This window comes from Aquamicrobium sp. NLF2-7, assembly GCF_022359935.1.
Classification (GTDB): domain Bacteria; phylum Pseudomonadota; class Alphaproteobacteria; order Rhizobiales; family Rhizobiaceae; genus Mesorhizobium; species Mesorhizobium lusatiense.
On sequence record NZ_JAKSED010000001.1, the window covers coordinates 1026495 to 1053494 of the forward strand.

Genomic DNA, 27000 nt, shown 5'->3' on the forward strand with positions numbered 1-27000 from the left:
CACGGCGATCTATGTCCGGCTGCGCATCGCCTTGAGCTTTTCAGCGGCGGATGCGGCGAGGTCATCGAAGCGTTCTTCCAGTTTTTCCGCCGCCTCGATCACGGAGAAGTCGTGGCCGAACTTTTCCAATGTCTCGCGCAGGCCCTCGACGAATTCCGCCTGCTTGTCGAGTTCGTCGAACAGCGCTCTCACCTGCGCTTCGGTGACATGCGGGTTGCCAAGAATTCCCGGCACTTCACGGGCCATCCTTTCGCCGGTGTCGGTCTGTTTGCGCAGGATTTCAATCCAGTCTGCCACGGTGTTCCCTTGTTGTAGCCGGCAAGCATGACTGCTTGAACGAAAAGGTCAATCACCGGCCCGCTGCTCCCCCTTATTCCGCCTCCGCCCACCGGGACGATTCACGGCCCGCTCACACGCCCTGCGGATCTTCTCGACCTCGGTTTCGGTCAGATGCTCGATGCCGATGAAACGGTTGTTGGCCTTGCTGATGCGGATAAGCTCATCCAGCTTCGCCTGCATGGCCGCACCATCCCTGTTTTGGGTGTTCTGGATCAGGAACACCATGAGAAAGGTGATGATCGTCGTGCCCGTGTTGATGATGAGCTGCCATGTGTCCGAAAAGCCGAACAACGGGCCACTCACAGCCCAGATGATGACAACGGCCACACAGAGAATGAAAGTCATAGGCATGCCAGTGACATAGGCCACGGCATTGGCTGCCTTGGTGAAGGGTTTTTCCAGCATGTCGGGTCCTCGCTTGACGGAACAACCGCCATGGCGACGAACGGTTCCCCACTCGCGGCTATGCACAACTTTACACAACTATAAGGTGTAAAAATAAGTAATTACACCTTATAGTAATTGAGCCACAGTTTCCATGCAGGCAATGATGCCTGCTCCTTCCGCTTCAGCGGAACCTCCGGCCCCTTCCGCCTCGCCACCCCCGCACGGCGGAAGGGGTCCCGGAACCGGGAGAAGCGGGATGGCGAAGAGGCCGAAGCGGAGGCGGCAATTGACCCATACGGTTTCCTTTCCCGCGCTGGCTCTTGCTCTTCCCGCCCTTGGCCTCTCCTGCCCCGCACTGGCGGATCAGACAGGCCCGAAAATTTCCGCATCGCTCGAACGCCACTGGACCAGCAATGCGCTGGACAGCGAATTCGCGATTGCCGACTGGTACACGCTGTTGCGAGGATCCCTGCGTCAGGATGTGGGCGATGATGAAGCCAATGCCGGCATCGCGGCCGAATTCCAGCTTACCCGCCATGACCGCATCTTGATCGAGGACGATCGCAGCATCGCCGTGTCGGCGCATGCCTTCCGCCGCATCTCGCCAGTGCTGGAACTGCGCGGCACGCTGACTTATTCGGCAGTCAGCAAGGGCGACCATCTGGAGATCGGCCCCGTTGCCATCGGTACAAGGGCACTGAAGCAGGTTGCGGCGGCACAGGCGCAGGCCGGCATCGCGCTGGATGAAGCCACTGCGCTGGTCATCGACGCCTCGAACGTTTTCGAGACGACGGGCCGCACGCATTTCGAGGAAGGCATCATCGGGCCGGCGCAGCTCGATCCCGATGTCAACAAGGTCAGGCTTGCCGCGCGCGTCATGCGCACGATTGGCCCCGTTGCCGTCGGCGGATCGCTTTCAGCGCTGTTTGCCTCGGTCGAGAAGCTCGGTTCGCCGCCCGTGGCCCTGTCTTACGCGCTCTACGGCGCACAGGGTCAGCTCGAAATGCGCACTGAAGCGGGAATGACGGTTGGACTGGCATTGGGCGCGGAATCCCTGCGCGGCGCGCACGGCATCTATTCCGGGATCAGACCTGCATGGCAGGTGAAGGCCGCAATGCCCCTGCCCCGCGATTTCGAACTGCGCGGAAGCTGGTTCGGACGCTACGAAACCGGAGACAGCGACGACCCGCTCGCCTCATGGCTTCATCGGGCGGAAGCGGAACTCGGCTGGAAAGCCACGGAACGGCTTGCCCTGTCGGCCGGCGTCTATCGCGAGGTGAAGCAGAACCTTTTGATGGAAAACGAGGAACGCGGCAGCGGCTTCTATGCCGAGGCCAGCTATGCGTTCAGCAAGCCCCTCAGCGCCGTTTTCCGGGTGGACGTTACGAGAACCTTCAAGACCATCCTCGACATCCGCGAGCGAACAACCGACGTCTTCCTGGGTCTGCGGGCGCAAATATAACTCAGGTGGAACCGTCCGCTCGCACGCTCGCATCCCCGCCCTGAAAATGCTCGTAAAAATTGTATTTGATTCAACCCTGAATTGGTATCATCCTGTGACGCCATCATAACACAGGGGAGGATGACATGTGGCGTACAGTGCAGCTCAAGTCAGACTACAGCGGGTGGGAGGAACTGGGAACCGGCGCAACTTTGCCGCAAAGCAAGGCTGCCGCCGGAAACGTCGAGGGAGACAATGTCTATCATTTCTGGGACGGCGAGATCGCCCATGACGAGGCTGGTTCCCTCGCCATTCTGGACGAGGTCAACCGGGCGAACGGCGGGCGCGTTTCGATGATGACGATCGGGGCGGATATCTCCACCGCCAGGGCAACCCCGAAGTCCTGTCCGGGAAACTGCTTCTGTGTCATCGCCCATGGCACGCGGCGCTGCGAAACCCAGTATTGCAACGACCGGGGCATCTGCTGGTGGGTGCCGTGCGGCGTGAACTGCTGATCACCTGAGGACAGCAGCAATCTTTGGGCGGCGATCCCGGCGATCGGCCGCTCCGGATTGAGCAGCATCCCACCCGCGGGATGCTGCCTGCGCATGATTGCGCGAAAACACACAACGGAATGCGGGCAGGAAGGACGCGAACCCTCCTGCCCGCCGCCGGATCCGGAATCCGACTTGTTGGGTCAGCGGCGCTTCTTCACGGAATAGGACGAGTTGCCGTTTCCGCTGTTGTAGTTGTTGCCGCTGTTGTCGGTGTAGCTGTTGCCACCGCCGGCGATGCCGACGGGCGAGTTGGCCGAGCCTGCGCCAACCCCCAGAATGCCGAGCCCGATGCCGCTCAGGATGCCATTGCCGAGCACCGTGTTGTTGCCGGACAGGATCGGCGACTTGTTGAGAATGGAAAGGCCGTTCAGCAGCTTGATGTCGCCGAGGGCCACGGCCGGCGCCACATTGATCAGACCGCCACTGGAATTGTTGTTGTTGCCTTTGGAACCCCATCCGCCGGCATGAGCACTGACTGCGGTGAAAGAAACGACTGCGGTTGCAAGAATAACGGTGAACTTGTTCATGACACTCTCCTCTGTTGTTCCGTTTGTACTTGCGCCTCAGATGAATACCTCCGATGTCAGGATATGAATTTCGAAAAGAAACACAACCATAGATTGCCATTATTCCTGCAAACAACCTATAAACCGAATCTTAACGCTAATGTTTTACGTTAAGGGATATGGTTACCGGCGCAGATGCCATGTCAGCTCTGCGGATCTTCCCAGCGCCTGAGAAAGTCTTCGATCGGCATCGCCTGCATGTCGGGAACCGCACGGCCGATCTTCCCGGCCGGCCAGTCCCACCAGGCCAGCCGTTCGATGCGCGCGGCAATCTCCGGAGCGAAACGATAACGCAGCCGCCGCGCCGGCGATCCGGCCATGATCGCATAGGGCTCCACATCGCGCGTCACCACGGCGTTGGCGCCAATCACCGCGCCATTGCCCACGTTCACGCCGGGCAGGATCACCGCACCGTGCCCTATCCACACATCATGGCCGATCGTGACGTGCCTTGCCTGCCGGCGCTCGCGAAAAGCAGCGTCGACGCCGAGATAGCGGAAATATTCGTTCGGCCGGTAGCTGACCTTGTGCTGGGTGATCCGCTCGATCGGATGTTCCAGCGCATTGATGCGGGTGTTGGCGGCAACCGAGCAGAACTTGCCGAGCGTCGCATAGATCGCTTCGGAATGGCGCTCGAAATAGGTGAAGGCGCCCACCATCACCTCGCGCAGCACCACCCGCTCGCCGATGGCCACATAGGGCTCCAGCCGGCAGCCCTTCAGTTCGGCCGTCGGATGGATGCGCGGCTGCGGCTCGCGCGGCTCGGGGTTTTGCGGATCGTCCATCAGGCGGCTGTACGACGCCCCCTGCCCTTCGGCAAGCCTTCGCGCGCCCAGCCCCTTATTGCGGCTTGCCCTTCGCCCACTCCACCTGCTGGCCATAGAGGGGAATAGTGGTGATCGCCATCTTGGCCGAGCCGTCCTGAACCTGCTGCGAATGGGCCAGATAAATCAGCGTGTCATTGGCCTTGTCGTAGATGCGCTTCACCACCTGCTTCTTCCAGATCAGGCTGATCGACTGGCGAAACACCTCTTCGCCGCCCTTGCCGAGATCGATGTCGCCGATCTTTATCGGTCCGGTCTGCTGGCAGGAAAGCGCTGCGTTCGACGGATCCTCGAACCAGTTGCCTTTCTGGAGGCGGTCGATGACGCCACGGTCGAAATAGGCCAGATGGCAGGTCACGCCCTCCACCTTCGGATCGGTCACGGCTTCGATCTTGATGTCGTTGCCGAACCAGTCGACGCCGATCTTGCCGACCTGCTCGGCATGAGCGGAACCGGCACTTGCGGCGATGGCGGCGGCGGTTGTCAGGCAGGCTATGGTCTTGCGCACTTCTGTCTCCGTCTGCGGCAGGAATTTCCTGCAACTTGGGGTGCTGCAACGGGCTTTGCAAGCACGACGATGTGAGCGCTTCGACCTTGCGGCAATGGGCCCACTTTGACAGTGTGCGCCCAACCATTAGAACCGGCTACAAGAACTGGTTCATCTGTTCACCGATGCGGCCCGTGCCGCCTGAAAGCGGACTATCCTCCCATGCGCAAGATTCTCGTCGGCCTTCTCATCCTCATCGCCGCCGGCATTGGTTTCATAACCTTCAGCTGGTACAACCAGCGCCATGGCGGAGAACCCTTCGGCGCGCCTTTCGCGCTTACCGACCAGAAGGGCGAGCCGATCACCGAGGCGGCGTTCCGCGGCCAGCCCACGGCCCTGTTCTTTGGTTTCACCCATTGCCCGGAAGTCTGCCCGACGACGCTGTTCGAGCTCGCCGGCTGGCTGAACGCGCTGGGCGACGAGGGCAAGGACATCCGCGCCTATTTCGTGTCGGTCGATCCCGAGCGCGACACGCCCCAGATCCTGAACACCTATATCGGCAACTTCTCCGACCGGATCATCGGCATCACCGGCGAGCCCGCCAAGGTCTTTGATATGGCCAAGTCCTTCGGCATCTACTGGAAGAAGGTGCCTACCGAGGACGGCGATTACACGCTCGACCACACCGCATCGATCCTGCTGCTCAATTCGCAAGGTGACTTTTTCGGCACCATCGCTTATGGCGAGAGCCCCGATACGGCCAAGGCCAAGCTGAAGCGCCTGGCCGCCGGCAGCTGACACCAACAGGTTTCCGACCTCATGACCCAGACGCGCCTCCACTTCACCACCTCGAAGGACGAGGCCGAGCGCATTTTTGCCAGTCTCGAAACCGCCTTCGAAGACGATGGCTGGCCGATTGCCATTCTGGAAGTCGATGAGGATCGCGATATCCACGAGGTTTCACTCTATGCCGATGGCGACATCGACGAGGCCGAGACCCGCCTGCGCGCTGTGTTGTCATCCCTCTCCGCCGATCCCGAAATCGGGCGTGAGGAACTGCCCGACATCGACTGGGTCACCCGTTCGCTCGAAGGGCTGCAGCCGGTGCGTGCCGGCCGCTTTTTCGTTCATGGCGCGCATGACCGGGACCAGCGCCAGGAAGGCGACATCGCCATCGAGATCGAGGCCGGCCTCGCTTTCGGCACCGGCCACCACGGCACCACCGCCGGCTGCCTCGAAATGCTGGAACAGGTGGTGGCTTCCGAACAACCTGCCAACGCGCTCGATCTTGGAACCGGAAGCGCGGTTCTGGCTATTGCGCTGGCAAAGCTGTCCGCCATCCCGGTTCTGGCCACCGACATCGATCCGGTCGCAATGGAAGTCGCGGCAGAGAACGTGAAGCTCAACGGTGTTGCCGATCATGTCGATGCCGTGACCGCGACGGGTTTCGACCATCCGGTATTCGCCGAGCGCGGCCCCTTCGCACTGATCGTCGCCAACATTCTGGCCGGACCGCTGATCGAAATCGCCCCGCAGATGGCTGCGCATGTGCGCTCCGCCGGCTCGCTGGTCCTGTCCGGCATTCTCGACCGCCAGCATGACGCCGTGGTGGAAGCCTATGTGGCTGCGGGCTTTACCCACGTCACCACGCTGCACCGCGAAGGCTGGGTCACCATCCATCTCAAGCCTGTGGCCTGATCAGGTCTGCCCTGCCCGCTGGCGCATTGTCAGCATGGCGCGGGAGGGCTAGGTTCCGGCAAGTTTCATTTCCGGGAATTCCTGACATGTTCCAGTCGTTCGATTCGTCCAGCGATCCCTCGCTTGCCTCGCCGCGTGTTGCCGCCCTTCGCGCATGGCTGGCCGAAAACGGCATCGACGGCTTTCTGGTGCCCCGCGCGGACGAGCATCAGGGCGAATATGTGCCGGCGCGCGCTGCCCGGCTGAAATGGCTGACCGGCTTTTCCGGCTCTGCCGGCGTGGCATTGGTGCTGGCCGACAGCGCCGTCATCTTCGTAGATGGCCGCTACACCCTGCAGGTGCGCAAGGAAACCGATCCGGCCATTTTCAGCTATGACAGCCTCGTCGACAATCCGCCGGCGAAATGGATAGGCCCGAACCTAAAATCCGGCACCCGTCTCGGCTTCGACCCGTGGCTGCACACCACCGGCGAGATCGACACGCTGAAGGCGGCGGCAAAGAAGGCCGGCGTCGAGCTGGTGCCGCTGGAAACGAACCCGGTCGATGCCGTCTGGGAGGACCAGCCGGCAGCGCCCGTTACCCCGGTGAAAATCCAGCCCCTCGCCTTCGCTGGCGAACTGGCGAAGGACAAGCTGGTGCGGCTGGCGGCGGCCATCGAGGCCGACGGCGCAACGCATGCCGTTCTCACCGACCCCTCCTCCATCGCCTGGGCATTCAACATTCGCGGCAATGACGTGCCGCACACGCCGCTGGCGCTCGGCTTCGCCATTCTGGCGGCAGACGGTTCGCACCAGTTGTTCATGGACAGGGCGAAGTTCTCGCGGGAGGTCGAGGCCTATCTCACCCAGCTTGCCGAACCGCACCAGCCCGGGGACTTCGAGCCGGCAATCGCGGCACTCGCCGGCAAGGGCGCGCGCATCGCGCTTGATCCGGTGCTGGCAGCCGAGAAGCTGCGCATGCTCATCGAAGCCAATGGCGGCACGGTGATCGCGGCAGCCGACCCGGCTCGCATTCCGCGCGCCACCAAGAACAGCGCCGAGCTGGAGGGCAGCCGCGCCGCCCACCGCCGCGACGGTGCGGCAATGGCACGCATGCTGTGCTGGCTGGATAGCCAGAAGCCGGGCGTGACTGACGAGATCAGGGCCGTCAAGGCGCTGGAAAATTTCCGCCGGCAGGCGGGCGAGGAAACGCAGATGCCGCTGCGCGACGTGTCCTTCGAGACCATCTCCGGCTCAGGTCCGAACGGCGCCGTCATTCACTATCGCGTCTCGCACGCCACCAACCGCAAGCTCGGTGACGGCGAGCTGTTCCTGCTCGATTCCGGCGCGCAATATCAGGACGGCACCACCGACATCACCCGCACCGTTCCCATCGGAACCCCCACCGAAGAAATGCGCCAGCGCTACACGCTGGTGCTGAAGGGCATGATCGGCATTTCCGTCCTGCGCTTTCCGGCGGGTACACGTGGCGCTGACATCGATGCCATCGCCCGCATGGCGCTGTGGACGCATGGCCTCGACTACGCCCACGGCACCGGCCATGGCGTCGGCGCCTATCTCGCCGTGCATGAGGGACCGCAACGCATCGCCAAGACCGGCATGGAGAAGCTGCGCGAAGGCATGATCCTTTCCAACGAGCCCGGCTACTACAAGGAAGGCGCCTACGGCATCCGCCTTGAAAACCTGATTGTGGTCGAAAAGGCCGCTGAGATCGAAGGCGGCGACGTCGCCATGCACAGCTTCGAGACGCTGACGCTCGCCCCCTTCGACCGGCGCATGATCGTTTCCGATTTGCTTTCAACCGAAGAACGCAACTGGCTCGACGCCTATCATGCCCGCGTGCTGTCCGAGATCGGCCCGATGGTCGATGGTGAAGCGCTGGCGTGGCTGGAACAGGCCTGCGCGCCGCTCGGCTAGAGCATTTTTGCAGCCAGATGGAAACATCTGGCGTCGCATAAATGCGGCGAAAACAAAGAGATAGATCATTTCTGCGGTTCGGAGAGAAGCAGAAATGCTCTAAACCTCAGGCCATGAAATGGCGGGCAAGCAGCAGCACGGCCGCGCCCGCTATGAACATGCTGAGCAGTCCGCCGCGCAAGGCCACCAGCCCCGCGATGATCAGCGCCAGCCATTCGGCCGGGCCAGCGGTCAGCACGGCAGGCGCCACCAGCGTGGTCAGCACCGCCGCCGGAACGGCGTTGAGGCCCGCCTCGACGCGCGGCGGAATACGCTCCAGCCGCGAAATCACCAGATGCCCGCCAATGCGCGTCAGATAGGTGGCGATACCGCCGGCCAGAATAACCCAGAAAGTGCTGCTCATGCCTGATTCTCCACCGGCTGTGACGGCGTTACGTCAATGCCGCTGCGTGACGGTGGCAGGATGACGGCAAGGGCGACACCCGCAATTGCGCCCAGCAACACGTGCCATGGCGAACCGACGAAACGAAACGCTATGATCGAAGCCACCGCGCTGACGGCCACCACCGGCAGCCAGAGCGGCCGCTTGCGGAAATCCATCATCAGTCCCAGAAAGTAGATCGGCAGCAGGAAATCCGCGCCGATGGCGCTGGTGTCGGGAATGAGCTTTCCGAAGATGGCGCCAAGCACGGTCGTGCCGACCCACACCAGATAGCCGGTGAAACCCGCCCCCATATAGCGCGCGAAAGTGAGCTTGCGCCCGCTCTGCATCTGGCTTTCAGCCAGCGCATATTGCGCATCGGTCAGCAGGAAAAAGGCGATCGCCTGCTGCATGCGCGGCCAGCCGGCCATATGGCGGCCGAAGGCAGCCGAATAGAGAACATGACGAAAATTCACCGCGAAAATCGAAAAGGCGATCAGCCACGGCGCAACTTTCTGGCCGAACAGCTCGATGCCGACCATCTGGCTGGCCCCGCCGAACACGGCAACGCTCATGAAGAAGGCCTCGAAAACCGACAGGCCGTTTTCCACGGCCAGGGTGCCGAACAGCAGGCCGAATGGCGACACCGCGATGCAGACCGGAAGCCCGAAGCGTACGCCATGCCAATATTCGCTGAGGATCGAGCGCTCGCCCGCTGCCTGTCCTGCCATGGACCACTCCCGGAAAAGGGTTCTATCTATTCAGCCGGCCGGACGCTGTCACATGAATTCGCTTGAGCCAGCCGTTCAGAAAAAGCGGATGAAGGGCAGAGATCCTACTCTCTGCCCACGCGTGCGAACCACGCATCCTCGTCGATGACCTCGATGCCGAGTTCCGTTGCCAGCTTGAGCTTGGAGCCGGCTCCCGGCCCCGCCACCACCAGATCAGTTTTCTTCGACACGGAACCCGCAACCTTGGCGCCAAGCTTTTCGGCCATCGCCTTGGCCTCGTCCCGCGACATCTTCTCCAGCGCCCCTGTAAACACAACCGTCTTGCCGGCAACCGGCGAATCCGTCGTGCCGACCGGCTCCTCGTCCACCGGCGTCACCTCTTTCAGCAGAGCATCAAGCGCCTGCCGGTTGTGGTCCTCTTTGAAGAACTCCACCACAGCACCGGCAACGATGGAGCCGATGCCGTTGATGTTGTTCAGCTCCTGCCAGGCGGCATTGCCCGGATCGCCCTTGCCCTCGGGCATCACAGCCTCCTCGGCCAGCTTGCGGAACGCCTCGAACGACAGGAAATGGCGGGCGAAGCGCTTCGCATTGGTCTCGCCCACATGGCGGATGCCCAGCGCGAACAGGAAGCGGGAAAACTCCACCCGCCGGCGCTCATCTATGGCCGCAAACAGCTTCTTCACCGAAACGGCGCCGAACCCGTCGACATTCTCCAGCTTGGTCAGCGATTCGCGCTGGCGCTCCTTCAGCGTGAAAATATCGGCGGGCGAACGCACCTGAAGGGCCGGATCATCCGATTGGAAGAAGAACTCGATCTGCTTTTCGCCCAGCCCCTCGATGTCGAAGGCGTTGCGCGACACGAAATGGCGCAGGCGCTCCACTGCCTGCGCAGGGCAGATCAGGCCGCCGGTGCAACGGCGTACCACCTCCCCTTCCTCGCGCACGGCATGACTGCCGCAGGCGGGGCATGTGTGCGGGAATTCGTAAGGAACCGCATCGGCTGGACGCTTCTCCAGCACCACGTCGACGATCTGCGGAATGACGTCGCCGGCCCGCTGGATGATCACCGTATCGCCGATGCGAATGTCGCGGCCCTCGCGGATCGGCTGGCCGCTGTTGCCGATGCCCCTGATGTAATCCTCGTTGTGCATGGTGGCATTGGTGACGACCACGCCGCCCACCGTCACCGGCTCCAGCCGCGCCACCGGCGTCATCGCGCCCGTGCGGCCGACCTGAATGTCGATGCCGTTCAGCACCGTCATCGCTTTCTCGGCGGCAAACTTGTGCGCTGTCGCCCAGCGCGGGCTGCGCGAACGGAAACCCAGCCGCTCCTGAAGGTCGAGCCGGTCGACCTTGTAGACGACACCGTCGATGTCATAGGGAATTTCGGCGCGTTCCGCCTCGATACGGTGGTAATGCTCCAGCATCGCCTCGACGGTGTCGCAGCGCGTCATCAGGCTGTTGACCTGAAAGCCCCACGCACCGAAGCGCTTCACGACTTCATATTGCGTCTCGCCAAGCGGCGCCGAGGCATCCCCCCATGCATAGGCGAAGAAGCGCAACGGGCGCTGGCGCGTCACCTCCGGGTCGAGCTGGCGCAGGCTGCCGGCGGCGGAATTGCGCGGATTGGCGAAGACGCGGCCGGTTTCGGCCATGCGCTGGTTGAGCGCGAAGAAATCGTCACGGCGCATGTAGACTTCGCCGCGCACCTCCACCACCTCAGGCGCATCCGCCGGCAGCGTTTCGGGAATCTCGGCGATGGTGCGGATATTGGCCGTCACATTCTCGCCGGTGGTGCCGTCGCCACGCGTCGCCGCCGTCACCAGCCGCCGGTTCTCATAGCGCAGCGACATCGAAAGCCCATCGATCTTCGGCTCGGCGGTGAACACCAGTTCACGATCCGCCGGAAGGGCCAGGAAGCGCCGTACGCTGGTCACGAAATCGCGCACGTCCTCATCCGAAAACACATTGTCGAGCGACAGCATCTGCACGGCGTGAACAACCTTGCCGAACACGCCAGAAGGCGCGGTGCCGACCTTCAGCGAGGGCGAATCCTCACGCACCAGTTCGGGAAAGTGTGCCTCTATGCTGGCATTGCGGATGCGCAGCGCATCATAGTCGGCATCGGAAACCGTCGGCGCGTCTTCCGCGTAATAGCGCCTGTCGTGCCCTGCGATCTCCTTCGCCAGCCGTTCCAGCTCGGCAGCGGCCTCGCTCTCGGTAAGCAGATCGACGGGTTTCTCGGACATGGCGAAATCTCTCATGGGCGGCAGGTTGGCCTGCGCGAAGATGAAGTATGTAGCGCGCGCAAAGCCGAACGGAAACAGGCGCATGCGCCTCTCTCCTGAATCATCTTGTCAGTTGTGGACAGACAGGTTCGTCCCGGAGCATCCGGCCGGAAAGTGGACTCCGGTTTTGGTTGCTCCGTTGTTGGTTCAATAATTCAGATTGCTGCCGCCGTGTTCTCGCGCAGAAGCCGTTCCGCCGCCGCCCGCGCCTCGTCGGTGATGGTCGCACCGGCCAGCATGCGGGCGATCTCCTCCTGCCGGGCATCGATGTCCATGGCGACGATGCCGGTGGCGACACGGTCCGCGCCACCCGACTTGGAGATCAGGAAATGGGTGGAGGCGCGCGCCGCGACCTGCGGGGCATGGGTGACGGAAAGCACCTGCACGCCGCCCTTCGCCAGCCGGGCAAGACGCTGGCCGATGGCATCGGCCACCGCGCCGCCCACGCCCGTGTCGATTTCGTCGAACACCAGCGTCGGCGCGGAACCACGATCTGCCAGCGCCACCTTGAGCGCCAGCAGGAAGCGCGACAGCTCGCCGCCGGAAGCCACCTTCATCATCGGGCCGGGGCGCGTGCCGGGATTGGTGCGCACCCAGAACTCGATCTGGTCGATGCCCTCTTCCATGCGATTGTCAGGCTCGCTCGACATTTCCACGATGAATTCGGCCCGTTCCAGCTTAAGCTCGGGCAGTTCGGCCATCACCGCATCGCGCAGCCCCCTGGCGGCGGCCTGACGCAGATCTGAGAGATGAGCAGCGCTCTGATCATAAAGGTCGCGCGCCTGCTTTGCCTGCTGTACCAGAACCCCCAGCCGCTCTTCGCCGGCATCAAGGTCCGCCAGATCGGCAGACATTGTGTCACGCAGCCGTGCCAGATCATCGACCTGCACATTGTGCTTGCGCCCCGCTGCCCTGAGCGCGAACAGCCGCTCCTCGGCCTGCTCCAGCAGCTGCGGATCGTATTCCGTGGCGCGCAGGGCCGCCTCGACCCCGGATTGCGCGGCATCGAGCGAAAGCATCGCCTCATCCAGCGACGTCACCACATCGTCGAGCAGACCCGGAACCTCCGCCGCCTTGCGTTGCAGGCGGCGCAGCAGGCTTGCCAGTTGCGGCAGGGGCGAGGACGGACCGGACAAAACGTCCTGAGCATCACTGATCTCGGAAGCGATCTTTTCCGCGCGCATCATATCCGTGCGCAGGGCTGCCAGCTCACTTTCCTCGCCGGGCTGCGGATCAAGCTGCACGAGTTCGGCGACGGCGGCCCTCAGATAATCCGCCTCGCGGGCAGCCGCCTCCACGCGCGCCTTGTGCCGCGAAAGCTCCTGCTCGGCACCGCGCCACACGCGCCAGGCTTCCGCCGTCTCGCGCACGGCGCTGGCATGGCAGCCAAAGGCGTCGAGCACTTCACGATGGGCGCTGGCGTCGACCAGCGCGCGCTCGTCGTGCTGGCCGTGGATTTCCACCAGCGCATGGCCGATGGTGCGCATCAGCGCCACGCTGGCCGGCTGGTCGTTGACGAAGACGCGCGTGCGCCCGTCCGCCGTCTGGATACGGCGCAGGATGATGTCGCCATCATCGTCTATGGCATTTTCGGAAAGAATGTCGCGCGCGGGGTGGTTGCGCGGAACGTCGAACACCGCCGTCACCTGACCCTGCGCAGCACCATGGCGCACAAGCGAAGCATCGCCGCGCGCGCCGAGCGCAAGAGAAAGCGAATCGAGCAGGATCGACTTGCCGGCACCGGTCTCGCCCGTCAGCACGGAGAGACCCGAAGCAAAGTCTATGTCCAGCTTCTCGATCAGAACGATATCGCGGATCGACAGTCTGGAGAGCATGGCAGCCTTCAGCCGGTAATCAGCTTCCCGGCCTTGGATATCCACGAGCCGGCATTCTCACGCGGTGTCAGCCCGCCGCTCTGCAGCAGCTTGTAGGAATCCTTGTACCACTGGCTGCTCGGATAGTTCTGGCCGAGAACAGCGGCTGCGGTCTGCGCCTCGTCGGTCAGGCCCATCGCATAATAGGCCTCGACCAGACGCGCCAGCGCCTCTTCGATGTGACGGGTATTGGAATACTGCTCGACCACGGTGCGGAAGCGCTTGATCGATGCCAGATATTCGCGCCGCTCCAGATAATAGCGGCCGACCTGCATCTCCTTGCCGGCGAGCTGGTCGTTGGCGAAGCGGATCTTGGTGCGGGCATCTTCCGCATATTGCGAATCGGGCCAGCGATTGACCAGTTCCTGCATGGTCTGCACGGTCTGGCGCGCTTCCTTCTGATCCTGCGTCACGTCGCGGATCTGGCGGAAATAGCTCAGGCCGGCGATGTAGACGGCATAATCGGCGTCCTCCGACGTCGGGTAGAGATTGAGGTATCTCTGCGACATCTGGATGGCGTCATCATAATTGCCCTGCCGGTAATTGGTGAAGGCGCCCATCACCATCGCCTTGCGGGCATATTCCGAATAGGGATGCTGGCGGTCGACGGCGGCGAATTTCTTGGCGGCTTCGCCGAGGCGTCCGGCATTGAGGTTGGCGAGGCCCTGATTGTAGAGCACGTCCGCAGGTTCGGTCTGCTCCACATAGGTCGAAAGGTCGAGATCCTTGCCCGAGGCCGAGCAGCCGGCAAGAACCATCGGCGCGACGGCAACCGACAAAGCCAGGACAACCCACCCCAGGGGACCCTTCGCTGGTGCAATCGATCGATCAGCCCGTGTGAACATCATGATTGGGATTCGCCCTTTCGGCACCGTTTCCTCGGTCAGCGTGCAGCCATAGACCATAACAGCCACGCGCGGCAACGCTATCCGCCGCCAATCGCACATTTTTGTGGCAAGCGTCGCTCTTCCCGGCATATGCGGGAAAAATACCTTCGTGAAAAGATCTGGTATCGGAACCGCTCAAGCGCTCAGATCATCCAGGGCGCGAAAACCGGGCCGCTGACGGCGCTGATCTCCGCGATACGGCCGCGTTCATACCGCGTGGTTTCGACGATCTCATAGGCGCTGCGGTCCGAAAGCAGCCGCCGCAGAGCGGCCGCGTTCAGCCTGTGCCCTCCGCGATAGGAGCGGAAGCAGCCGATGAAGCGCGCGCCGGCCAGCGCCAGATCGCCCATGGCGTCCAGCGTCTTGTGGCGCACGAACTCGTCGGGATAGCGCAGGCCGCCCATATTGATGACGCGGTTGTCGTGGCCGATGACCACGGAATTCTCCAGCGACGAGCCAAGCGCATAGCCGGCCGCCCACAGTCGCTCGACATCCTTGAGGAAACCGAAAGTGCGCGCCCGCGCCACTTCGTTGCGAAACGATTCGCCGTTCAGATCGATCGCGAACTGCTGGCGGCCGATGGCCGGGCTCTCGAAATCGATCTCGACCTCGAAGCGCGTCCCCGTGTGAGGGCGGAATTCCGCCCATGACGCTCCGTTTTCGATACGGACCTCCCTGAGCACGCGGATGAAGCGGCGCTTCACGGCCTGGGTCTCGCTTCCGATCCGGTCGATGGCTTCCACGAACACCGCGGCACTGCCGTCGAGAATGGGAACTTCATTGCCTTCCACCTCGATGACGAGGTTGTCGAGGCCCACGCCGAGAACAGCCGCCATCAGGTGTTCGACGGTCGCGACATGCGCGCCGTCGGGGCTGCCGATCATGGTGGAGAGGTCGGTCGCGCCGACTTCCGAGACCAGAGCGCGCAGCTCCTTGCCGGGTTCGCGTCCGTCGACAAAATGGAAGATAATGCCCGTATCGGGATCGGAAGGAGCGAACGTCACCGAAACCGGCTTGCCGCTGTGAACGCCTGTGCCTGCAAGGGTCACGCGCGATTTTATGGTGGTCTGATAATCGTTCAAAACGATCCCCGTATGCCCGCTCGTTCCGTTGGCTTCCAACTACCGGTCAACGGCGTTTCAGATACGGCAAGAAGGCAATTCCCCCAACCTGCAGGCCGCGCAAACTATGCTGCCGGCGAAGATAGTGACGCGCCCCACTTCATCCAAATCACGCTTTTTTACCCCATGTAACAGCCAGCGTCATCCGCAGATGCGCGATAAATGCCTGTTTTTGCGGGACATCAACAGGAAAGAAAACAGCAGAAAGGGGCAGCCCGTTTCCCGGCTGCCCCTTTGAAATCATCGCGATGTTGCGGCGGTCAGTTGGCCTGACGGCGCAGGAAGGCCGGAATCTCCAGCTGGTCGTCATCATGCGCAGCACGCGGCTGGGCGACAAGGCGACCCTGATCATCGAGCTGGCCACGGCGCGGCGCGTAGAGCTGCGAATCATGGCTCGGCGCCCGGCGCACTTCCGGAGCCGCCTGACGCAGCTTCGGCTCGCGCGGCTGTGCCGGCTGCAGACGGGCAGCAGGCTCCTCCTCGCGGCGCGTCAGACCATTGGTCAGGCGCTTCAGGAGACCCATCGGCCCACGCTCTTCATGGTCGACCGGGTTCTTCTTCGCTTCCACTTCCGCACGCACGACCGGCGGGAAATCCTCAACCCGCGGCATGCGCTGCGGAGCGGGCTGATGGTGCATCTCGCGCGGCTGCGGTGCCGGCTGCGGTGCCGGCTGCGGCGCAGGCTGCATCTGCAGGGCTGCCTGCTGGTTCACGACCGGCTGCTGGAATGGCTGAACAGGCTGATGGGGCTGTGGCTGCTGGAAGAGCTGGCTTTGGGGGCGAAAGCCATCCGCACTCTGACCCGCATTGTGGGACCCGGCATTGTGAGACAGGGCGGCGGCGTTCTGCTCGGCCATCTGGAATGCCTCGGCAACCGGATCGGCAGCACGCGGTTCCTGAACGGGGGCAGGCTGCGGCGCGGGCTGGACAGGACGGGCCTCGGCCGCGGGGCGAATGACCGGCTTCGGCGGCTGCGCCGGACGAATGGCGATCGGCGCCGCGGCAATGTCCTCGGCCGACTTGTCGATGCCGGTGGCAACGACCGACACGCGGATGACTCCTTCCAGCTCTTCGTCGAAAGTGGCGCCCAGAATGATGTTGGCGTCCTGATCGACTTCCTCGCGGATGCGGGTCGCGGCCTCGTCCACCTCGAACAGGGTCAGATCCCTGCCGCCGGTGATCGAGATCAGCAGGCCCTTGGCGCCGCGCATGGAGGTCTCGTCGAGCAGCGGGTTGGCAATTGCCGCCTCGGCAGCAGCCATCGCGCGGCCCTCGCCGGAAGCCTCGCCGGTGCCCATCATGGCCTTGCCCATCTCGCGCATCACCGAGCGAACGTCGGCGAAGTCGAGGTTGATCAGGCCTTCCTTGACCATCAGATCGGTGATGCAGGCAACGCCCGAGTAGAGCACCTGGTCGGCCATGGCGAAAGCGTCGGCGAAGGTGGTCTTGTCATTGGCCAGACGGAACAGGTTCTGGTTCGGAATGACGATCAGCGTGTCGACGGACTTCTGCAGCTCCTCGATGCCGAGGTCTGCCGTCTTCATGCGGCGCTGACCCTCGAAGTGGAACGGCTTGGTGACGACGCCGACCGTCAGGATGCCCTTTTCGCGGGCAGCGCGGGCGACGACCGGGGCCGCACCCGTGCCGGTGCCGCCGCCCATGCCGGCGGTGACGAAGCACATATGCGTGTGGGACAGATGGTCGTTGATCTCGTCGATGCACTCTTCAGCGGCAGCGCGACCGACCTCGGGCTGCGAGCCCGCGCCCAGACCTTCGGTGACATGCGCGCCAAGCTGAATGAGACGCTCGGCCTTCGACATGGTCAGCGCCTGAGCATCGGTGTTCGCCACGACGAACTCGACGCCGCGCAGGCCTGAGGTGATCATGTTGTTGACAGCATTGCCGCCGCCGCCGCCGACACCAAACACGGTGATGCGGGGCTTCAGCTCGGTGATGTCCGGCTTTTGAAGATTGATTGCCATTGTCCTCGTCCTTTTGCCTTTCCCGCCGCTTCGCCGTAGCGGCCGTGTATGGGGCTGTCCCCGTCAAACTCTAGAAACTGTCTTTCAACCACTGACTTACGCGATACAGGCGCCCGTCGGTGCCGGTCATCTTGAAACCGGCAATCCCCTTCGACGGGCGGCTTTCGAAATTCGCCACCTGCGGATAGATCAGAAGTCCAACCACGGTGGAGAATGCCGGCCCCTTGGCTGCCTCCGGCAGCCCCGCAACGCCCAGAGGGCGCCCGGCGCGCACATTCCGTCCAAGAATGCGGCGCGCCGCTTCCGGGAGGCCCGCCAGCTGGCTGGCTCCACCCGTCAAAACGATTCGCTTGCCGATGGCGCTGCCATAGCCTGATTTGCTGATGCGGTCGCGCAGCATTTCGAGCGTTTCCTCGACCCGCGCGCGGATGATGCGCGTCATCACCGAGCGCGGAATCTGCATGGGCGCGCCATGGTCGTCGCCGATCGGATGAATGGTGACCAGATCGCGGTCGTCGGCGCTGCCGGGCAGCGCCGAACCGTGCATGACCTTGAGCCGCTCCGCCGCCTCGATAGTGGTGGAAAGGCCCTTGGCCAGATCCAGCGTCACATGGTTGCCGCCAACCGGAATGGCGTCGCCATGCACGAAATTGCCTTCCGAGAAGATCGAGATGGTGGTGGTGCCGCCGCCCATGTCGATGCATGCCGCGCCCATTTCCAGCTCGTCGTCCACCAGTGCGGCAAGGCCGCTTGCATAAGGCGTCGCCACCATGCGCTCGACCGAAAGATGCGAACGGTTGATAGCCAGCTCGATGTTGCGCAGGGGCGCTGCATCGCCGGTCAGCACATGCATGTCCACGCCCAGCGTGTCGCCGACCATGCCGCGCGGATCGCGCACGCCGCGTTCCGCGTCCAGCGAGAAGCCGACGGGCAGCGAATGAACCACTTCGCGCTCGGATCTCAGCGCCTGCCGCGCGCCAGCGGCAAGCACGCGCTTGATGTCGCTTTCGTCCACCTCATGGCCACCGAGATTGACGGTGGCGGAGAAAATATCGCTCTTCAGGCGGCCCGCCGTCATGTTCACGATCAGCGAGTCGACCGTCAGCCCCGCCATGCGCTCGGCCGAATCTACGGCGAGCCGGATGGCATGCTCGGCACGTTCCAGATCGATGACCACGCCGGACTTCATGCCCTGCGACTTCTGATGGCCGATGCCGATGACCTGAATGCGATGGGTGCGCCCACGCAGCAGATTGCCATCCTCGCACGGCTTCAGTTTCGCGACCACGCAGCAGACCTTGCTGGAGCCGACATCGAGAACGGTCAGGATGCCCGAACGCCGCGACGAAGCATCGCCATTTTTACGCAGCCAGTTCATATGCTGCTCCCCGCCTTGCGCGCACCGCCCTTGGCGCCTTTCAGCGCCGCCAGACGCGCGCTGGAAGCATCCGCAGAAAGTTCGAGAGCAACCCTGTCGGAGATGCGCAGATCGACCGCCACGATATCGCGCCCGAGCAGACCCTGCTCGCGATCCATCCGGGCGAGCCGTTCAAGCGCAGTGTCGACATCAAGCTCGGGAAGCTTAACCTTCACACCATTGTCGAGATAGAGATCCCAGCGGCGCTCGCCGATGCGCACATAGCCCTTCACCCGGCCAGCCAGCTCGGGAACCTGCGCGATCCGCGCAACCAGCGACGGAGCGTTCTCAGGCGCGCCCATGCCGACGATCAGCGGCAGCGCCGCCAGACGTCCGCCGGTGAACGGCGCAATCACCCGTCCCGATTTTTCGATGACGCTCAGCGACTGGCCCTGCTGCCAGATCGCGAATGGCTCACGCTCATCGATCCGCACTTCCAGCGTGTTCGGATAGACCTTGCGAACAGTCGCATGCTGAACCCATGGCAGAGCGGAGATGCGCTCGCGCGCATCGATCACATCGAGACCCACCAGCGCAGTCCAGCCGTTGAGGTCGAGCCGGTCGAGAATATCGATTTCCGACGTATGCTGATTGCCCACAACCCTGATCTGATCGACGGCAAAACCGGTGCGGGCGGTCACACCCTGCACGAAATCATCAAGCTGGCCACCGATATAGGCGCCATAAGTCGCGCTGGACGACAGCAGCGCAACGGAAAGGATCGTCGCGGCAAAGCGCGGCGCAGTATAGGCACCCTCACCCAGCCTCGAAAACACGCGCAGAGGACGGCGCAGCCAGCGCGGCAACACGGGACGAGCGAGCGGCGACAGGCCCGCCAGCCTTCCCTCAACCATCCGTCCCGACCTCAACGAAGACACGAAGCGTCCTCCACCATCCAACTCAACAGATCGCCAAATGAATGCCCTGCGTGCGCGGCGATCTCAGGCACCAGAGACGTCGGCGTCATGCCCGGCTGAGTGTTAACCTCCAGCCAGACGATCTCTCCATTTTCGGAATGGCGATCGTCGTAACGGAAGTCAGACCGGGACACGCCCCGGCAGCCGATTGCTTGATGAGCCTTAAGCGCCAGTGTCTGTATTTTTTGGTAAATATTCGGTGAAATTTTTGCCGGAGTTTCGTGTTTTGAGCCGCCGGGCACATATTTGGAATCATAATCGTAGAAGGCGTGGCCGGTTGGAATGATTTCACACACCCCAAGCGCCACATCGCCCATCACCGCGCAGGTCAGCTCCCGGCCATGCACATAGCGCTCGACCATGACAGCCTCGCCGTAATTCCATTCGGGCGACGAGACGATCTGCGGCGGATGCGACTGATCCTCCCTGACAATCACCACACCGAAGCTGGAACCCTCAGCCACCGGCTTCACCACATAGGGCGGCACCATCGGATGCTCGCCACGAATATCAAAGCGATTGACGACCCTTGATTCCGCGACTGGAATACCGGCGGCACGGGCAACCCTCTTGGCCTGCTCCTTGTTCATCGCCAGAGCGGAAGCCAGCACGCCGGAGTGAGTGTAAGGGATCTCCAGATATTCAAGCACACCCTGAATGAGGCCATCCTCGCCATAAGGGCCGTGCAGCGCATTGAAGGCGACGTCCGGCTTCAGCTCAGCCAGCACCGCACCGACATCGCGACCCACATCGACACGCGTGACCCTGCAGCCTTCCGCCTCAAGCGCATCGGCACACGCGTTGCCCGACGAAATGGAAACCGGCCTCTCGGACGAGAATCCCCCCATCAGAACAGCAACGTGCTTTTTGGTCATATCCCGTCATCCCCTCGGCGGGCTTCCATCTATGTTTCCCGACTCAGAATCCGAGCCCGCACCGCGACCCACCGGGGATCGCGACCTACGCGCCGAACGACTCAAATCAGGAAACGCTTAAGGCCAAAGAATCAGAGAGTTGATTCCGTGACAAGCCCTTAGGATTCCAAGAGATTCAATTTCATCAAATTTGAATGAAAATTTACCCTTGTGAGTCCTCAGAGCAACTGTCCGAGGAACTCCTGAACTTCCTGCCCGGGACGGAATGCGCCCAGACGGCGGATTTCCCAGTGCAGGCGTATGCCGGAATTTTCCAGAACGCGCGCGCGCACCGTCTCGCCGAGCGTTTCGAGATCGTAACCGGTGGCTGTACCGGTGTTGATCATGAAGTTGCAGTGCATGGGCGACATCTGCGCCCCGCCGATCATCAGGCCCCTGCATCCCGCCTTGTCGATTTCCTTCCAGGCCGAAGTGCCTTCGGGATTCTTGAAGGTGGAACCGCCGGTCTTTTCGCGGATCGGCTGCACCGTCTCGCGATGATGCTGCACCTCGTCCATCGCCGCGCGGATCACATCCTTGTCCTCGGCATAGCCTTCCATGACGACGGAGGTGAAGATCAGGTCTTTCGGGGCCGAGCAATGCCGGTAGGCATAGCCCATATCGGCGTTTGAAAGCACATGAACCTCGCCCTTGCGGTCGAGCGCCCTTACCTCCACCACGCGCTCGCGCGTTTCGACGCCATTGGCGCCGGCGTTCATGCGCAGCGCCCCGCCGATGGCGCCGGGAATGCCGTGGTAGAAATGGAAACCGCCGATGCCGGCTTCCAGTGCCGCTGCCGCTGCCCGCTTGTCGGGCAGTGCCGTGCCGATGCGCAGGCGTGTCGGCGACATCGTCTCGACGTCGCCAAAACCCTTGGCCGAAAGGCGCACCACGAAGCCCGCAAGCCCGCCATCGCGCACCAGCAGGTTTGAGCCGACGCCAACCACCATCACCGGAACCTCTTCCGGCACCGCCTTCAGGAAAGCAGCAAGGTCTTCCTCGTCGGCCGGCTGGAACATAGCGTCGGCCGGTCCACCGGCGCGGAACCATGTGACCTTGTCCATGCCGGCATCAGGGGTCATGCGGCCACGCAGGCCCGAAAGCCGGTCGCCCAGACTGTCGAGAAGTGCCTGGCCCCTGCTCATTTTGCGTCCCCGTTCAGTTCGCGCGGCAGGGCATAGGCCCATTGCGTGATGTTGCCGGCGCCAAGGAACACGACGAAATCGCCCGGCTTCGCCAGCTCGCGCACCAGCGGCGCCACGGCTGCCGCATCGGCGATATGGCGGGCATCGCGATGGCCGCCGGCGCGCATCTTCGACACCAGCGCCTCGCTGGAAACGCCGTCGATCGCATCCTCGCCCGCCGCATAGACGGGCGCCACCATGACCGTGTCGGCATCGTTGAAGCAGACGGCGAAATCGTCGAACAGATCGCGCAGGCGCGTGAAGCGGTGCGGCTGGGCAATGGCGATGACGCGCCCTTGCGTGGCGTCGCGCGCCGCCTTCAGCACCGCCTTGATCTCAACCGGATGGTGGCCGTAATCGTCGAAAATCTCGACTCCGTTCCACGAACCCGTATGGGTAAAGCGCCGCTTCACCCCACCAAACGACGACAGGCCCTTACGGATCGCTTCAGCAGTCAGGCCAAGCTCATGGGCAACGGCAATCGCCGCCGTGGCGTTTGAAACATTGTGACGGCCGGGCATCGGCAGGCGAAGGTCGCTGATCACAAGCTGCTCGCCGCTCTTGCGGTTGCGGATGGCGACGTCGAACACCGACACCGCGCCGTCCATGCGATGATTGGTGAAGCGCACATCGGCCTGCGCGTTCTCGCCATAGGTGATGACACGACGGTCGCCGATGCGGCTGACCAAGGCCTGCACTTCCGGGTGATCGATGCACATCACGCCGAAGCCGTAGAACGGCACGTTCTCGACGAACTGGCGGAAGGCATCGCGCACCTTGTCGAAGCTGCCATAATGGTCGAGATGCTCGGGATCGATATTGGTGATGACGGCGATGTCGGCCGGCAGCTTGAGGAAGGTGCCGTCGCTCTCGTCGGCCTCCACCACCATCCATTCGCCGTCGCCCATGCGCGCATTGGTGCCATAGGCGTTGATGATGCCGCCATTGATGACGGTCGGATCGAGCCCGCCGGCTTCCAGCAGCGTCGCCACCATGGAGGTGGTCGTCGTCTTGCCATGTGTGCCGCCGATGGCGATCGCATTGCGGAAGCGCATCAGCTCGGCCAGCATCTCGGCCCGGCGCACCACCGGCAGCAGCTTCTCGCGCGCCGCCACGATCTCGGGATTGGTGTTGCGGATGGCGGTCGAAACCACGACCACTTCGGCCTCCCCAAGGTTTTCGGCGCGGTGTCCGACAAAGCACTCAATGCCCTTCTCGCGCAGGCGCTGGACATTGGCGCTGTCGTTCTGGTCGGAGCCCTGCACGTGATAGCCGAGATTGTGCAGCACTTCGGCTATGCCGCTCATGCCGATGCCGCCTATGCCGATGAAATGCACGAGGCCAATCGTCTGCGGCATCTTCATGCTTGAATTTCCTTCCTGAACGCGTCGGGTGATTTGCCCGACGCAATAGCCTCTGTCAGATCGGCGAGCAAGGTTGCGGCATTCGGACGGCCGGCCGAACGCGCGGCCGCAGCCATTGCCTTCAGCCGTTCCGGCTCGCTCATCAGCCCGCCGATCAGCCCGGCCAGACGCCCGGCATCGAGCGACGATTGCGGATGCACCTCCGCGCCGCCAGCACCTGCAAGGGCCGCTGCATTGGCTGCCTGATCGTGATCGAGTGCATAGGGATAAGGAACCAGCAAAGCCGGCCTGCCGATCACCGCGACTTCCGAGACAGTGGAAGCGCCGGAACGCGAAATGACGAGATGCGCGCGCGCCATGCGCTCGGCCATATCGGTGAAGAAGGGCGCGATGTCGGCCGGCACGCCGAGTTCGGCATAAGCCTGCGCCACCCGCTCCGCATCGTCCTGGCGCGCCTGCTGGGTCACGACGAGGCGTGTGCGCAGAGGCTCGGGCAGCAGCGCGACAGCCGCCGGAATGGCATCGGAAAAGAACTGCGCGCCCTGGCTTCCGCCGAACACCAGCAGATGGAACGGCTCATTCTCGCCCGGCACGCTATAAGGCACCTTCGCCGCCTCGATGACGGCTGGCCGCACCGGATTTCCGGTGGTGATCGTCTTACGCCCGGCAGCACTGGCGTCCTCCGGCAGGAAGCCCCCGGCAATCGCCGTCACCCGCGCCGCCAGCGCCCGGTTGGCGCGGCCCATCACCGCGTTCTGCTCATGGATCAGCGTCGGCCGCCCGCGCCGCGTCGCTGCATAGAGCGGCGGCAGGGTCGGATAGCCGCCGAAGCCGACGACCGCCGCCGGCTTCACCTGCGCGATCACCCCGGAAGCGACGCGCACGCCGCGCCACAGCTTGAAAAACGTCTTCGCCAGCGCCAGCGGATTTTTGGAACCGATGGTGGCGGAGGGAATCGGGTGAATGGCATCGGCCGGAAACTGCCCGGCAAAACGCTGGGCGCGGTCGTCGGTCGCCAGATGCACCTGCCAGCCACGCGCCTTCAGCTCATGCGCCAGCGCCTCGGCCGGAAACAGATGGCCGCCGGTGCCCCCGGCAGCCAGAAGAATGGTGCCCTTTGACATTATTCCGCCGGCAGGATCGAGCTGGAGAAGCCATAGGCGAGCGGCTTGCGCTTCTGCGGCTTGCGCCGGGTCAGCGCCAGCACCATGCCCATGGAAACGGCGATGGCGATCTGCGAGGAGCCGCCATAGGAGATGAAGGGCAGCGTCATGCCCTTGGCCGGCATCAGCTGCAGGTTCACGCACATATTGATGACCGACTGCAGGCCGAACACTGTCACCAGCCCGCCGATTGCGTAGCGGGTGAAGTCATCATGCTCCTTCAGCGACACCGAAAGGCCGCGCAGCACGATGAAGGCGAAGATCGCGGCGATCACCATGCAGGTGATCAGGCCGAACTCCTCGCCGGCGACGGCGAACACGAAGTCGGCATGGCTGTCGGGAATGAGGCGCTTGATGGTGCCCTCGCCCGGCCCCAACCCCAGCCAGCCGCCATTGACAAGCGCTTCATGGCCCATGTCGACCTGAAATGTGTCACCCTCGCCGGTCAGGAAGCGATCGATACGGCCGGCGACGTGCGGGAAGATTTCATAGGCCGCGAACAGGCCTGCAATGCCAAGACCGCCAAGCGCGATGATCCACACCCACGACAGGCCGGCCATGAAGAACATCACGCCCCATGTCCCGACCACCAGCAGCGTCTGCCCCATGTCGGGCTGCGCCAGAAGCAGCGCCAGAACGAGGCCGAGCAGGATCATGGCGAACAGATTGCCGGGGATTTCCGGCTGGCGCTTGTGCTCGGCGAACAGCCACGCGCAGATGACCACGAAGGCGGGCTTGAGAAATTCAGACGGCTGGATCGACATGCCGGCGAAGGAGAGCCAGCGCCTTGCGCCCTTCACCTCGACGCCGATGTAAAGCACCGCCACCATCATCACCAGCATCAGACACAATATACCGAGCGCCAGACGCCTGATCTGGCGGGCATTCAGGAACGACACGGCAAGCATCACCCCAAGTGCGGGAATGCTGAAGATGATCTGGCGGGTGGCGAAATGAAACGAATCGAGGCCGATGCGCTCCGCCACCGCCGGGCTGGCGGCAAAGGACAGAACGATGCCAAGGCCAAGCAGCGACAGGAACGCGGCAAGGAACCAGCGGTCGATGGTCCACCACCAGTTGGAAATCGGGCTGGTATCGAGACGGCTCTGCATTATCGTGTCCCTCCGATGGGCTCGATGCCATCAATCGCATACACGGCTTGCCTGAAGGCTTCGCCGCGCAATTCGAAATTCCTGAACTGATCGAAGCTGGCGCAGGCGGGCGACAGAAGCACCACGGCCTCGCCCGCCCCGCTGGCTGCGGCATCGGCCGCTGCATGTTCCACCGCCGCCGCAAGGGTGCCGGAAATCTCATAAGGAACCGCTTCGCCCAGCGTCGCGGAAAAAGCGGGCGCCGCCTCGCCGATCAGATAGGCTTTGGCGATGCGCGGGAACAGGCCCCTCAACGAGCCGATGCCGCCTTCTTTGGGCAGGCCGCCGGCGATCCAGTAGATGTGCTCGAAGCTCGACAGCGCCGGGGCCGCCGCTTCCGCATTGGTCGCCTTGGAATCGTTGACGAACAGCACATGTCCCCTGCGGCCCACCTGCTCCATGCGGTGAGCCAATCCCGGAAAGCTCCTGAAACCGTCCTGTATTTCCTCAGCCGTCAGGCCGGCGCTGAGACAGGCGGCAAGGGCTGCAAGCGCGTTCTGGGCATTGTGCTGGCCGCGGAGCGAGCCGATGCCATCCAGCGAGGCAATGCGGGTGCGGCGGCCGTCCACCGCTTCGATCAGGTCGCTTCCTTCAGCGAAATAGCCGTCGCTCAGCGGCAGGCGCTTGGAGATGCGCACCACCTTCGCGCCGGCCCGCTCCAGCCGCTCCGCGATCTGCACGCAGAAACTGTCATCGACACCGATGATGGCCGTGTCGCTGCCCGCCACCAGCCGTTCCTTGATTTCGGCATAGTGCTGCATGGTTCCGTGGCGGTCGAGATGATCGGGCGTCAGATTGAGCAATATGCCAGCGCTCGGATTGAGCGAGGGCGCAAGATCGATCTGGTAGGAGGAACACTCCACCACGTAGTGCCGCGAAGGCAGCGGCGGGTCGAGCGTCATCACCGCGCGGCCGATATTACCGCCCATCTGCGTGTCGCGTCCGGCCGATTTCAGGATATGCGAAATCAGCGCCGTCGTCGTCGACTTGCCGTTGGTGCCGGTGATGGCGATGAACGGAGCATCGGGCGCATGGGCGTTGCGCTCGCGCACGAACAGCTCGATGTCGCCGATGACCTCGACGCCGGCCGCACGCGCCAGCTCCACGCTCCAGTGCGGCTTGGGATGGGTCAGCGGCACGCCCGGCGACAGCACGAAAGCGGCAAGGCGCGACCAGTCGATGCCGCGCAGATCGACGGTGACGATGCCTTCCGCCTGTGCTTTCTCCACGCTTTGTGGGTTGTCGTCCCACGCCAGCACCTCGGCCTCGCCGGCGACCAACGCATGCGCCGTCGCCAGTCCGGAGCCGCCAAGCCCGAAGAGCGCTACCTGCCTGCCTGCGAAGGAACTGGCCGCAATCATCTGGCGC

The 27000-nt window shown here is 63.3% G+C and carries 25 protein-coding genes; 5 read left to right on the forward strand and 20 right to left on the reverse strand.

Annotated features, from left to right (window positions below):
• Positions 1-9: 9 nt before the first annotated feature.
• Both MIC97_RS05040 and MIC97_RS05045 read right to left on the reverse strand, forming a co-directional pair.
• A complete protein-coding gene (locus MIC97_RS05040; RefSeq protein ID WP_239799115.1) occupies positions 10-297 on the reverse strand; it encodes a hypothetical protein in 288 nt (95 codons plus the stop codon).
• Between the two features lie 48 nt (positions 298-345).
• Positions 346-744, reverse strand: a complete 399-nt coding sequence (locus tag MIC97_RS05045) for a low affinity iron permease family protein (protein ID WP_239799116.1) — start codon at positions 742-744, stop codon at positions 346-348.
• A 268-nt stretch (positions 745-1012) separates the two neighbouring features.
• Between MIC97_RS05045 and MIC97_RS05050 the strand changes: the two genes are divergently transcribed.
• Both MIC97_RS05050 and MIC97_RS05055 read left to right on the forward strand, forming a co-directional pair.
• A complete protein-coding gene (locus tag MIC97_RS05050) occupies positions 1013-2188 on the forward strand; it encodes a hypothetical protein (RefSeq protein ID WP_239799117.1) in 1176 nt (391 codons plus the stop codon).
• Between the two features lie 125 nt (positions 2189-2313).
• Positions 2314-2682, forward strand: coding sequence for a hypothetical protein (locus MIC97_RS05055; RefSeq protein ID WP_239799118.1), 369 nt, complete (start codon positions 2314-2316; stop codon positions 2680-2682).
• A gap of 182 nt (positions 2683-2864) precedes the next feature.
• Here MIC97_RS05055 and MIC97_RS05060 read toward each other — a convergent pair whose 3' ends face one another.
• From MIC97_RS05060 to MIC97_RS05070, 3 genes are all read right to left on the reverse strand, one after another.
• Complete coding sequence (locus MIC97_RS05060; protein ID WP_183831095.1) at positions 2865-3251, reverse strand: hypothetical protein; 387 nt, start codon at positions 3249-3251, stop codon at positions 2865-2867.
• A gap of 182 nt (positions 3252-3433) precedes the next feature.
• Positions 3434-4075, reverse strand: coding sequence for a DapH/DapD/GlmU-related protein (locus tag MIC97_RS05065; protein ID WP_239799119.1), 642 nt, complete (start codon positions 4073-4075; stop codon positions 3434-3436).
• Positions 4076-4130: 55 nt separating this feature from the next.
• On the reverse strand, positions 4131-4622 hold the full coding sequence (locus tag MIC97_RS05070; RefSeq protein WP_239799120.1) for a CreA family protein: 492 nt from the start codon (positions 4620-4622) through the stop codon (positions 4131-4133).
• Positions 4623-4823: 201 nt separating this feature from the next.
• Here MIC97_RS05070 and MIC97_RS05075 point away from each other — a divergent pair, with 201 nt between their 5' ends.
• From MIC97_RS05075 to MIC97_RS05085, 3 genes are all read left to right on the forward strand, one after another.
• On the forward strand, positions 4824-5399 hold the full coding sequence (locus MIC97_RS05075; RefSeq protein WP_239799121.1) for an SCO family protein: 576 nt from the start codon (positions 4824-4826) through the stop codon (positions 5397-5399).
• A gap of 21 nt (positions 5400-5420) precedes the next feature.
• Positions 5421-6299: a 50S ribosomal protein L11 methyltransferase gene (locus MIC97_RS05080; RefSeq protein WP_239799122.1), complete on the forward strand. Its 879-nt coding sequence runs from the start codon at positions 5421-5423 to the stop codon at positions 6297-6299.
• Positions 6300-6385: 86 nt separating this feature from the next.
• The gene (locus MIC97_RS05085) at positions 6386-8215 is read left to right on the forward strand and encodes an aminopeptidase P family protein (protein WP_239799123.1); all 1830 of its coding nucleotides are present in this window, start codon (positions 6386-6388) and stop codon (positions 8213-8215) included.
• A gap of 106 nt (positions 8216-8321) precedes the next feature.
• On the opposite strand, the gene MIC97_RS05090 is transcribed toward MIC97_RS05085, so the two are convergent.
• The 15 genes from MIC97_RS05090 to murD form a co-directional block, all read right to left on the reverse strand.
• Positions 8322-8618: an AzlD family protein gene (locus MIC97_RS05090; RefSeq protein WP_239799124.1), complete on the reverse strand. Its 297-nt coding sequence runs from the start codon at positions 8616-8618 to the stop codon at positions 8322-8324.
• Positions 8615-9367, reverse strand: a complete 753-nt coding sequence (locus MIC97_RS05095) for an AzlC family ABC transporter permease (RefSeq protein WP_239799125.1) — start codon at positions 9365-9367, stop codon at positions 8615-8617. Before MIC97_RS05095 ends, MIC97_RS05090 begins: the two co-directional genes overlap by 4 nt.
• A 104-nt stretch (positions 9368-9471) precedes the next feature.
• Positions 9472-11619 carry an NAD-dependent DNA ligase LigA gene (ligA, locus tag MIC97_RS05100; RefSeq protein ID WP_239801035.1) on the reverse strand — a complete coding sequence of 716 codons (2148 nt, stop codon included), beginning with the start codon at positions 11617-11619 and terminating at the stop codon, positions 9472-9474.
• Positions 11620-11813: 194 nt separating this feature from the next.
• A complete protein-coding gene (gene recN / locus MIC97_RS05105) occupies positions 11814-13493 on the reverse strand; it encodes a DNA repair protein RecN (RefSeq protein WP_239801036.1) in 1680 nt (559 codons plus the stop codon).
• A gap of 8 nt (positions 13494-13501) precedes the next feature.
• Positions 13502-14380, reverse strand: coding sequence for an outer membrane protein assembly factor BamD (locus MIC97_RS05110; RefSeq protein ID WP_239801037.1), 879 nt, complete (start codon positions 14378-14380; stop codon positions 13502-13504).
• Positions 14381-14562: 182 nt separating this feature from the next.
• Positions 14563-15501, reverse strand: coding sequence for a UDP-3-O-acyl-N-acetylglucosamine deacetylase (lpxC, locus tag MIC97_RS05115; RefSeq protein WP_239799126.1), 939 nt, complete (start codon positions 15499-15501; stop codon positions 14563-14565).
• Between the two features lie 299 nt (positions 15502-15800).
• Positions 15801-17522 (reverse strand): cell division protein FtsZ, encoded by a 1722-nt coding sequence (gene ftsZ / locus MIC97_RS05120; protein WP_239799127.1) that lies wholly within the window; start codon positions 17520-17522, stop codon positions 15801-15803.
• A 70-nt stretch (positions 17523-17592) separates the two neighbouring features.
• Complete coding sequence (gene ftsA, locus MIC97_RS05125; RefSeq protein WP_239799128.1) at positions 17593-18900, reverse strand: cell division protein FtsA; 1308 nt, start codon at positions 18898-18900, stop codon at positions 17593-17595.
• A complete protein-coding gene (locus MIC97_RS05130; RefSeq protein ID WP_239799129.1) occupies positions 18897-19793 on the reverse strand; it encodes a cell division protein FtsQ/DivIB in 897 nt (298 codons plus the stop codon). The genes ftsA and MIC97_RS05130 overlap by 4 nt, the downstream gene beginning before the upstream one ends.
• An 11-nt stretch (positions 19794-19804) precedes the next feature.
• A complete protein-coding gene (locus MIC97_RS05135; protein WP_239799130.1) occupies positions 19805-20731 on the reverse strand; it encodes a D-alanine--D-alanine ligase in 927 nt (308 codons plus the stop codon).
• A gap of 218 nt (positions 20732-20949) precedes the next feature.
• Positions 20950-21915, reverse strand: a complete 966-nt coding sequence (murB, locus tag MIC97_RS05140; protein ID WP_239799131.1) for a UDP-N-acetylmuramate dehydrogenase — start codon at positions 21913-21915, stop codon at positions 20950-20952.
• Positions 21912-23318: a UDP-N-acetylmuramate--L-alanine ligase gene (murC, locus tag MIC97_RS05145; protein WP_239799132.1), complete on the reverse strand. Its 1407-nt coding sequence runs from the start codon at positions 23316-23318 to the stop codon at positions 21912-21914. The genes murB and murC overlap by 4 nt, the downstream gene beginning before the upstream one ends.
• A complete protein-coding gene (murG, locus tag MIC97_RS05150; RefSeq protein WP_239799133.1) occupies positions 23315-24442 on the reverse strand; it encodes an undecaprenyldiphospho-muramoylpentapeptide beta-N-acetylglucosaminyltransferase in 1128 nt (375 codons plus the stop codon). The genes murC and murG overlap by 4 nt, the downstream gene beginning before the upstream one ends.
• Complete coding sequence (ftsW, locus tag MIC97_RS05155; RefSeq protein WP_183831129.1) at positions 24442-25593, reverse strand: putative lipid II flippase FtsW; 1152 nt, start codon at positions 25591-25593, stop codon at positions 24442-24444. Before ftsW ends, murG begins: the two co-directional genes overlap by 1 nt.
• Complete coding sequence (gene murD / locus MIC97_RS05160) at positions 25593-26993, reverse strand: UDP-N-acetylmuramoyl-L-alanine--D-glutamate ligase (protein ID WP_239799134.1); 1401 nt, start codon at positions 26991-26993, stop codon at positions 25593-25595. The genes ftsW and murD overlap by 1 nt, the downstream gene beginning before the upstream one ends.
• Positions 26994-27000: the final 7 nt, after the last annotated feature.

What these genes read in the sequence shown, in the direction of transcription:
- MIC97_RS05060 (WP_183831095.1), bottom strand. Translation starts at nt 3,251, where the DNA reads ATGAACAAGTTCACCGTTATTCTTGCAACCGCAGTCGTTTCTTTCACC.
- ligA (WP_239801035.1), bottom strand. Translation starts at nt 11,619, where the DNA reads ATGTCCGAGAAACCCGTCGATCTGCTTACCGAGAGCGAGGCCGCTGCC.
- ftsW (WP_183831129.1), bottom strand. Translation starts at nt 25,593, where the DNA reads ATGCAGAGCCGTCTCGATACCAGCCCGATTTCCAACTGGTGGTGGACC.
- MIC97_RS05135 (WP_239799130.1), bottom strand. Translation starts at nt 20,731, where the DNA reads ATGACCAAAAAGCACGTTGCTGTTCTGATGGGGGGATTCTCGTCCGAG.
- MIC97_RS05075 (WP_239799121.1), top strand. Translation starts at nt 4,824, where the DNA reads ATGCGCAAGATTCTCGTCGGCCTTCTCATCCTCATCGCCGCCGGCATT.
- MIC97_RS05085 (WP_239799123.1), top strand. Translation starts at nt 6,386, where the DNA reads ATGTTCCAGTCGTTCGATTCGTCCAGCGATCCCTCGCTTGCCTCGCCG.
- MIC97_RS05065 (WP_239799119.1), bottom strand. Translation starts at nt 4,075, where the DNA reads ATGGACGATCCGCAAAACCCCGAGCCGCGCGAGCCGCAGCCGCGCATC.
- MIC97_RS05055 (WP_239799118.1), top strand. Translation starts at nt 2,314, where the DNA reads ATGTGGCGTACAGTGCAGCTCAAGTCAGACTACAGCGGGTGGGAGGAA.
- murC (WP_239799132.1), bottom strand. Translation starts at nt 23,318, where the DNA reads ATGAAGATGCCGCAGACGATTGGCCTCGTGCATTTCATCGGCATAGGC.
- MIC97_RS05110 (WP_239801037.1), bottom strand. Translation starts at nt 14,380, where the DNA reads ATGATGTTCACACGGGCTGATCGATCGATTGCACCAGCGAAGGGTCCC.
- MIC97_RS05090 (WP_239799124.1), bottom strand. Translation starts at nt 8,618, where the DNA reads ATGAGCAGCACTTTCTGGGTTATTCTGGCCGGCGGTATCGCCACCTAT.
- MIC97_RS05080 (WP_239799122.1), top strand. Translation starts at nt 5,421, where the DNA reads ATGACCCAGACGCGCCTCCACTTCACCACCTCGAAGGACGAGGCCGAG.
- ftsA (WP_239799128.1), bottom strand. Translation starts at nt 18,900, where the DNA reads ATGAACTGGCTGCGTAAAAATGGCGATGCTTCGTCGCGGCGTTCGGGC.
- MIC97_RS05130 (WP_239799129.1), bottom strand. Translation starts at nt 19,793, where the DNA reads ATGGTTGAGGGAAGGCTGGCGGGCCTGTCGCCGCTCGCTCGTCCCGTG.
- murB (WP_239799131.1), bottom strand. Translation starts at nt 21,915, where the DNA reads ATGAGCAGGGGCCAGGCACTTCTCGACAGTCTGGGCGACCGGCTTTCG.
- MIC97_RS05095 (WP_239799125.1), bottom strand. Translation starts at nt 9,367, where the DNA reads ATGGCAGGACAGGCAGCGGGCGAGCGCTCGATCCTCAGCGAATATTGG.
- MIC97_RS05045 (WP_239799116.1), bottom strand. Translation starts at nt 744, where the DNA reads ATGCTGGAAAAACCCTTCACCAAGGCAGCCAATGCCGTGGCCTATGTC.
- recN (WP_239801036.1), bottom strand. Translation starts at nt 13,493, where the DNA reads ATGCTCTCCAGACTGTCGATCCGCGATATCGTTCTGATCGAGAAGCTG.
- murG (WP_239799133.1), bottom strand. Translation starts at nt 24,442, where the DNA reads ATGTCAAAGGGCACCATTCTTCTGGCTGCCGGGGGCACCGGCGGCCAT.
- murD (WP_239799134.1), bottom strand. Translation starts at nt 26,993, where the DNA reads ATGATTGCGGCCAGTTCCTTCGCAGGCAGGCAGGTAGCGCTCTTCGGG.
- ftsZ (WP_239799127.1), bottom strand. Translation starts at nt 17,522, where the DNA reads ATGGCAATCAATCTTCAAAAGCCGGACATCACCGAGCTGAAGCCCCGC.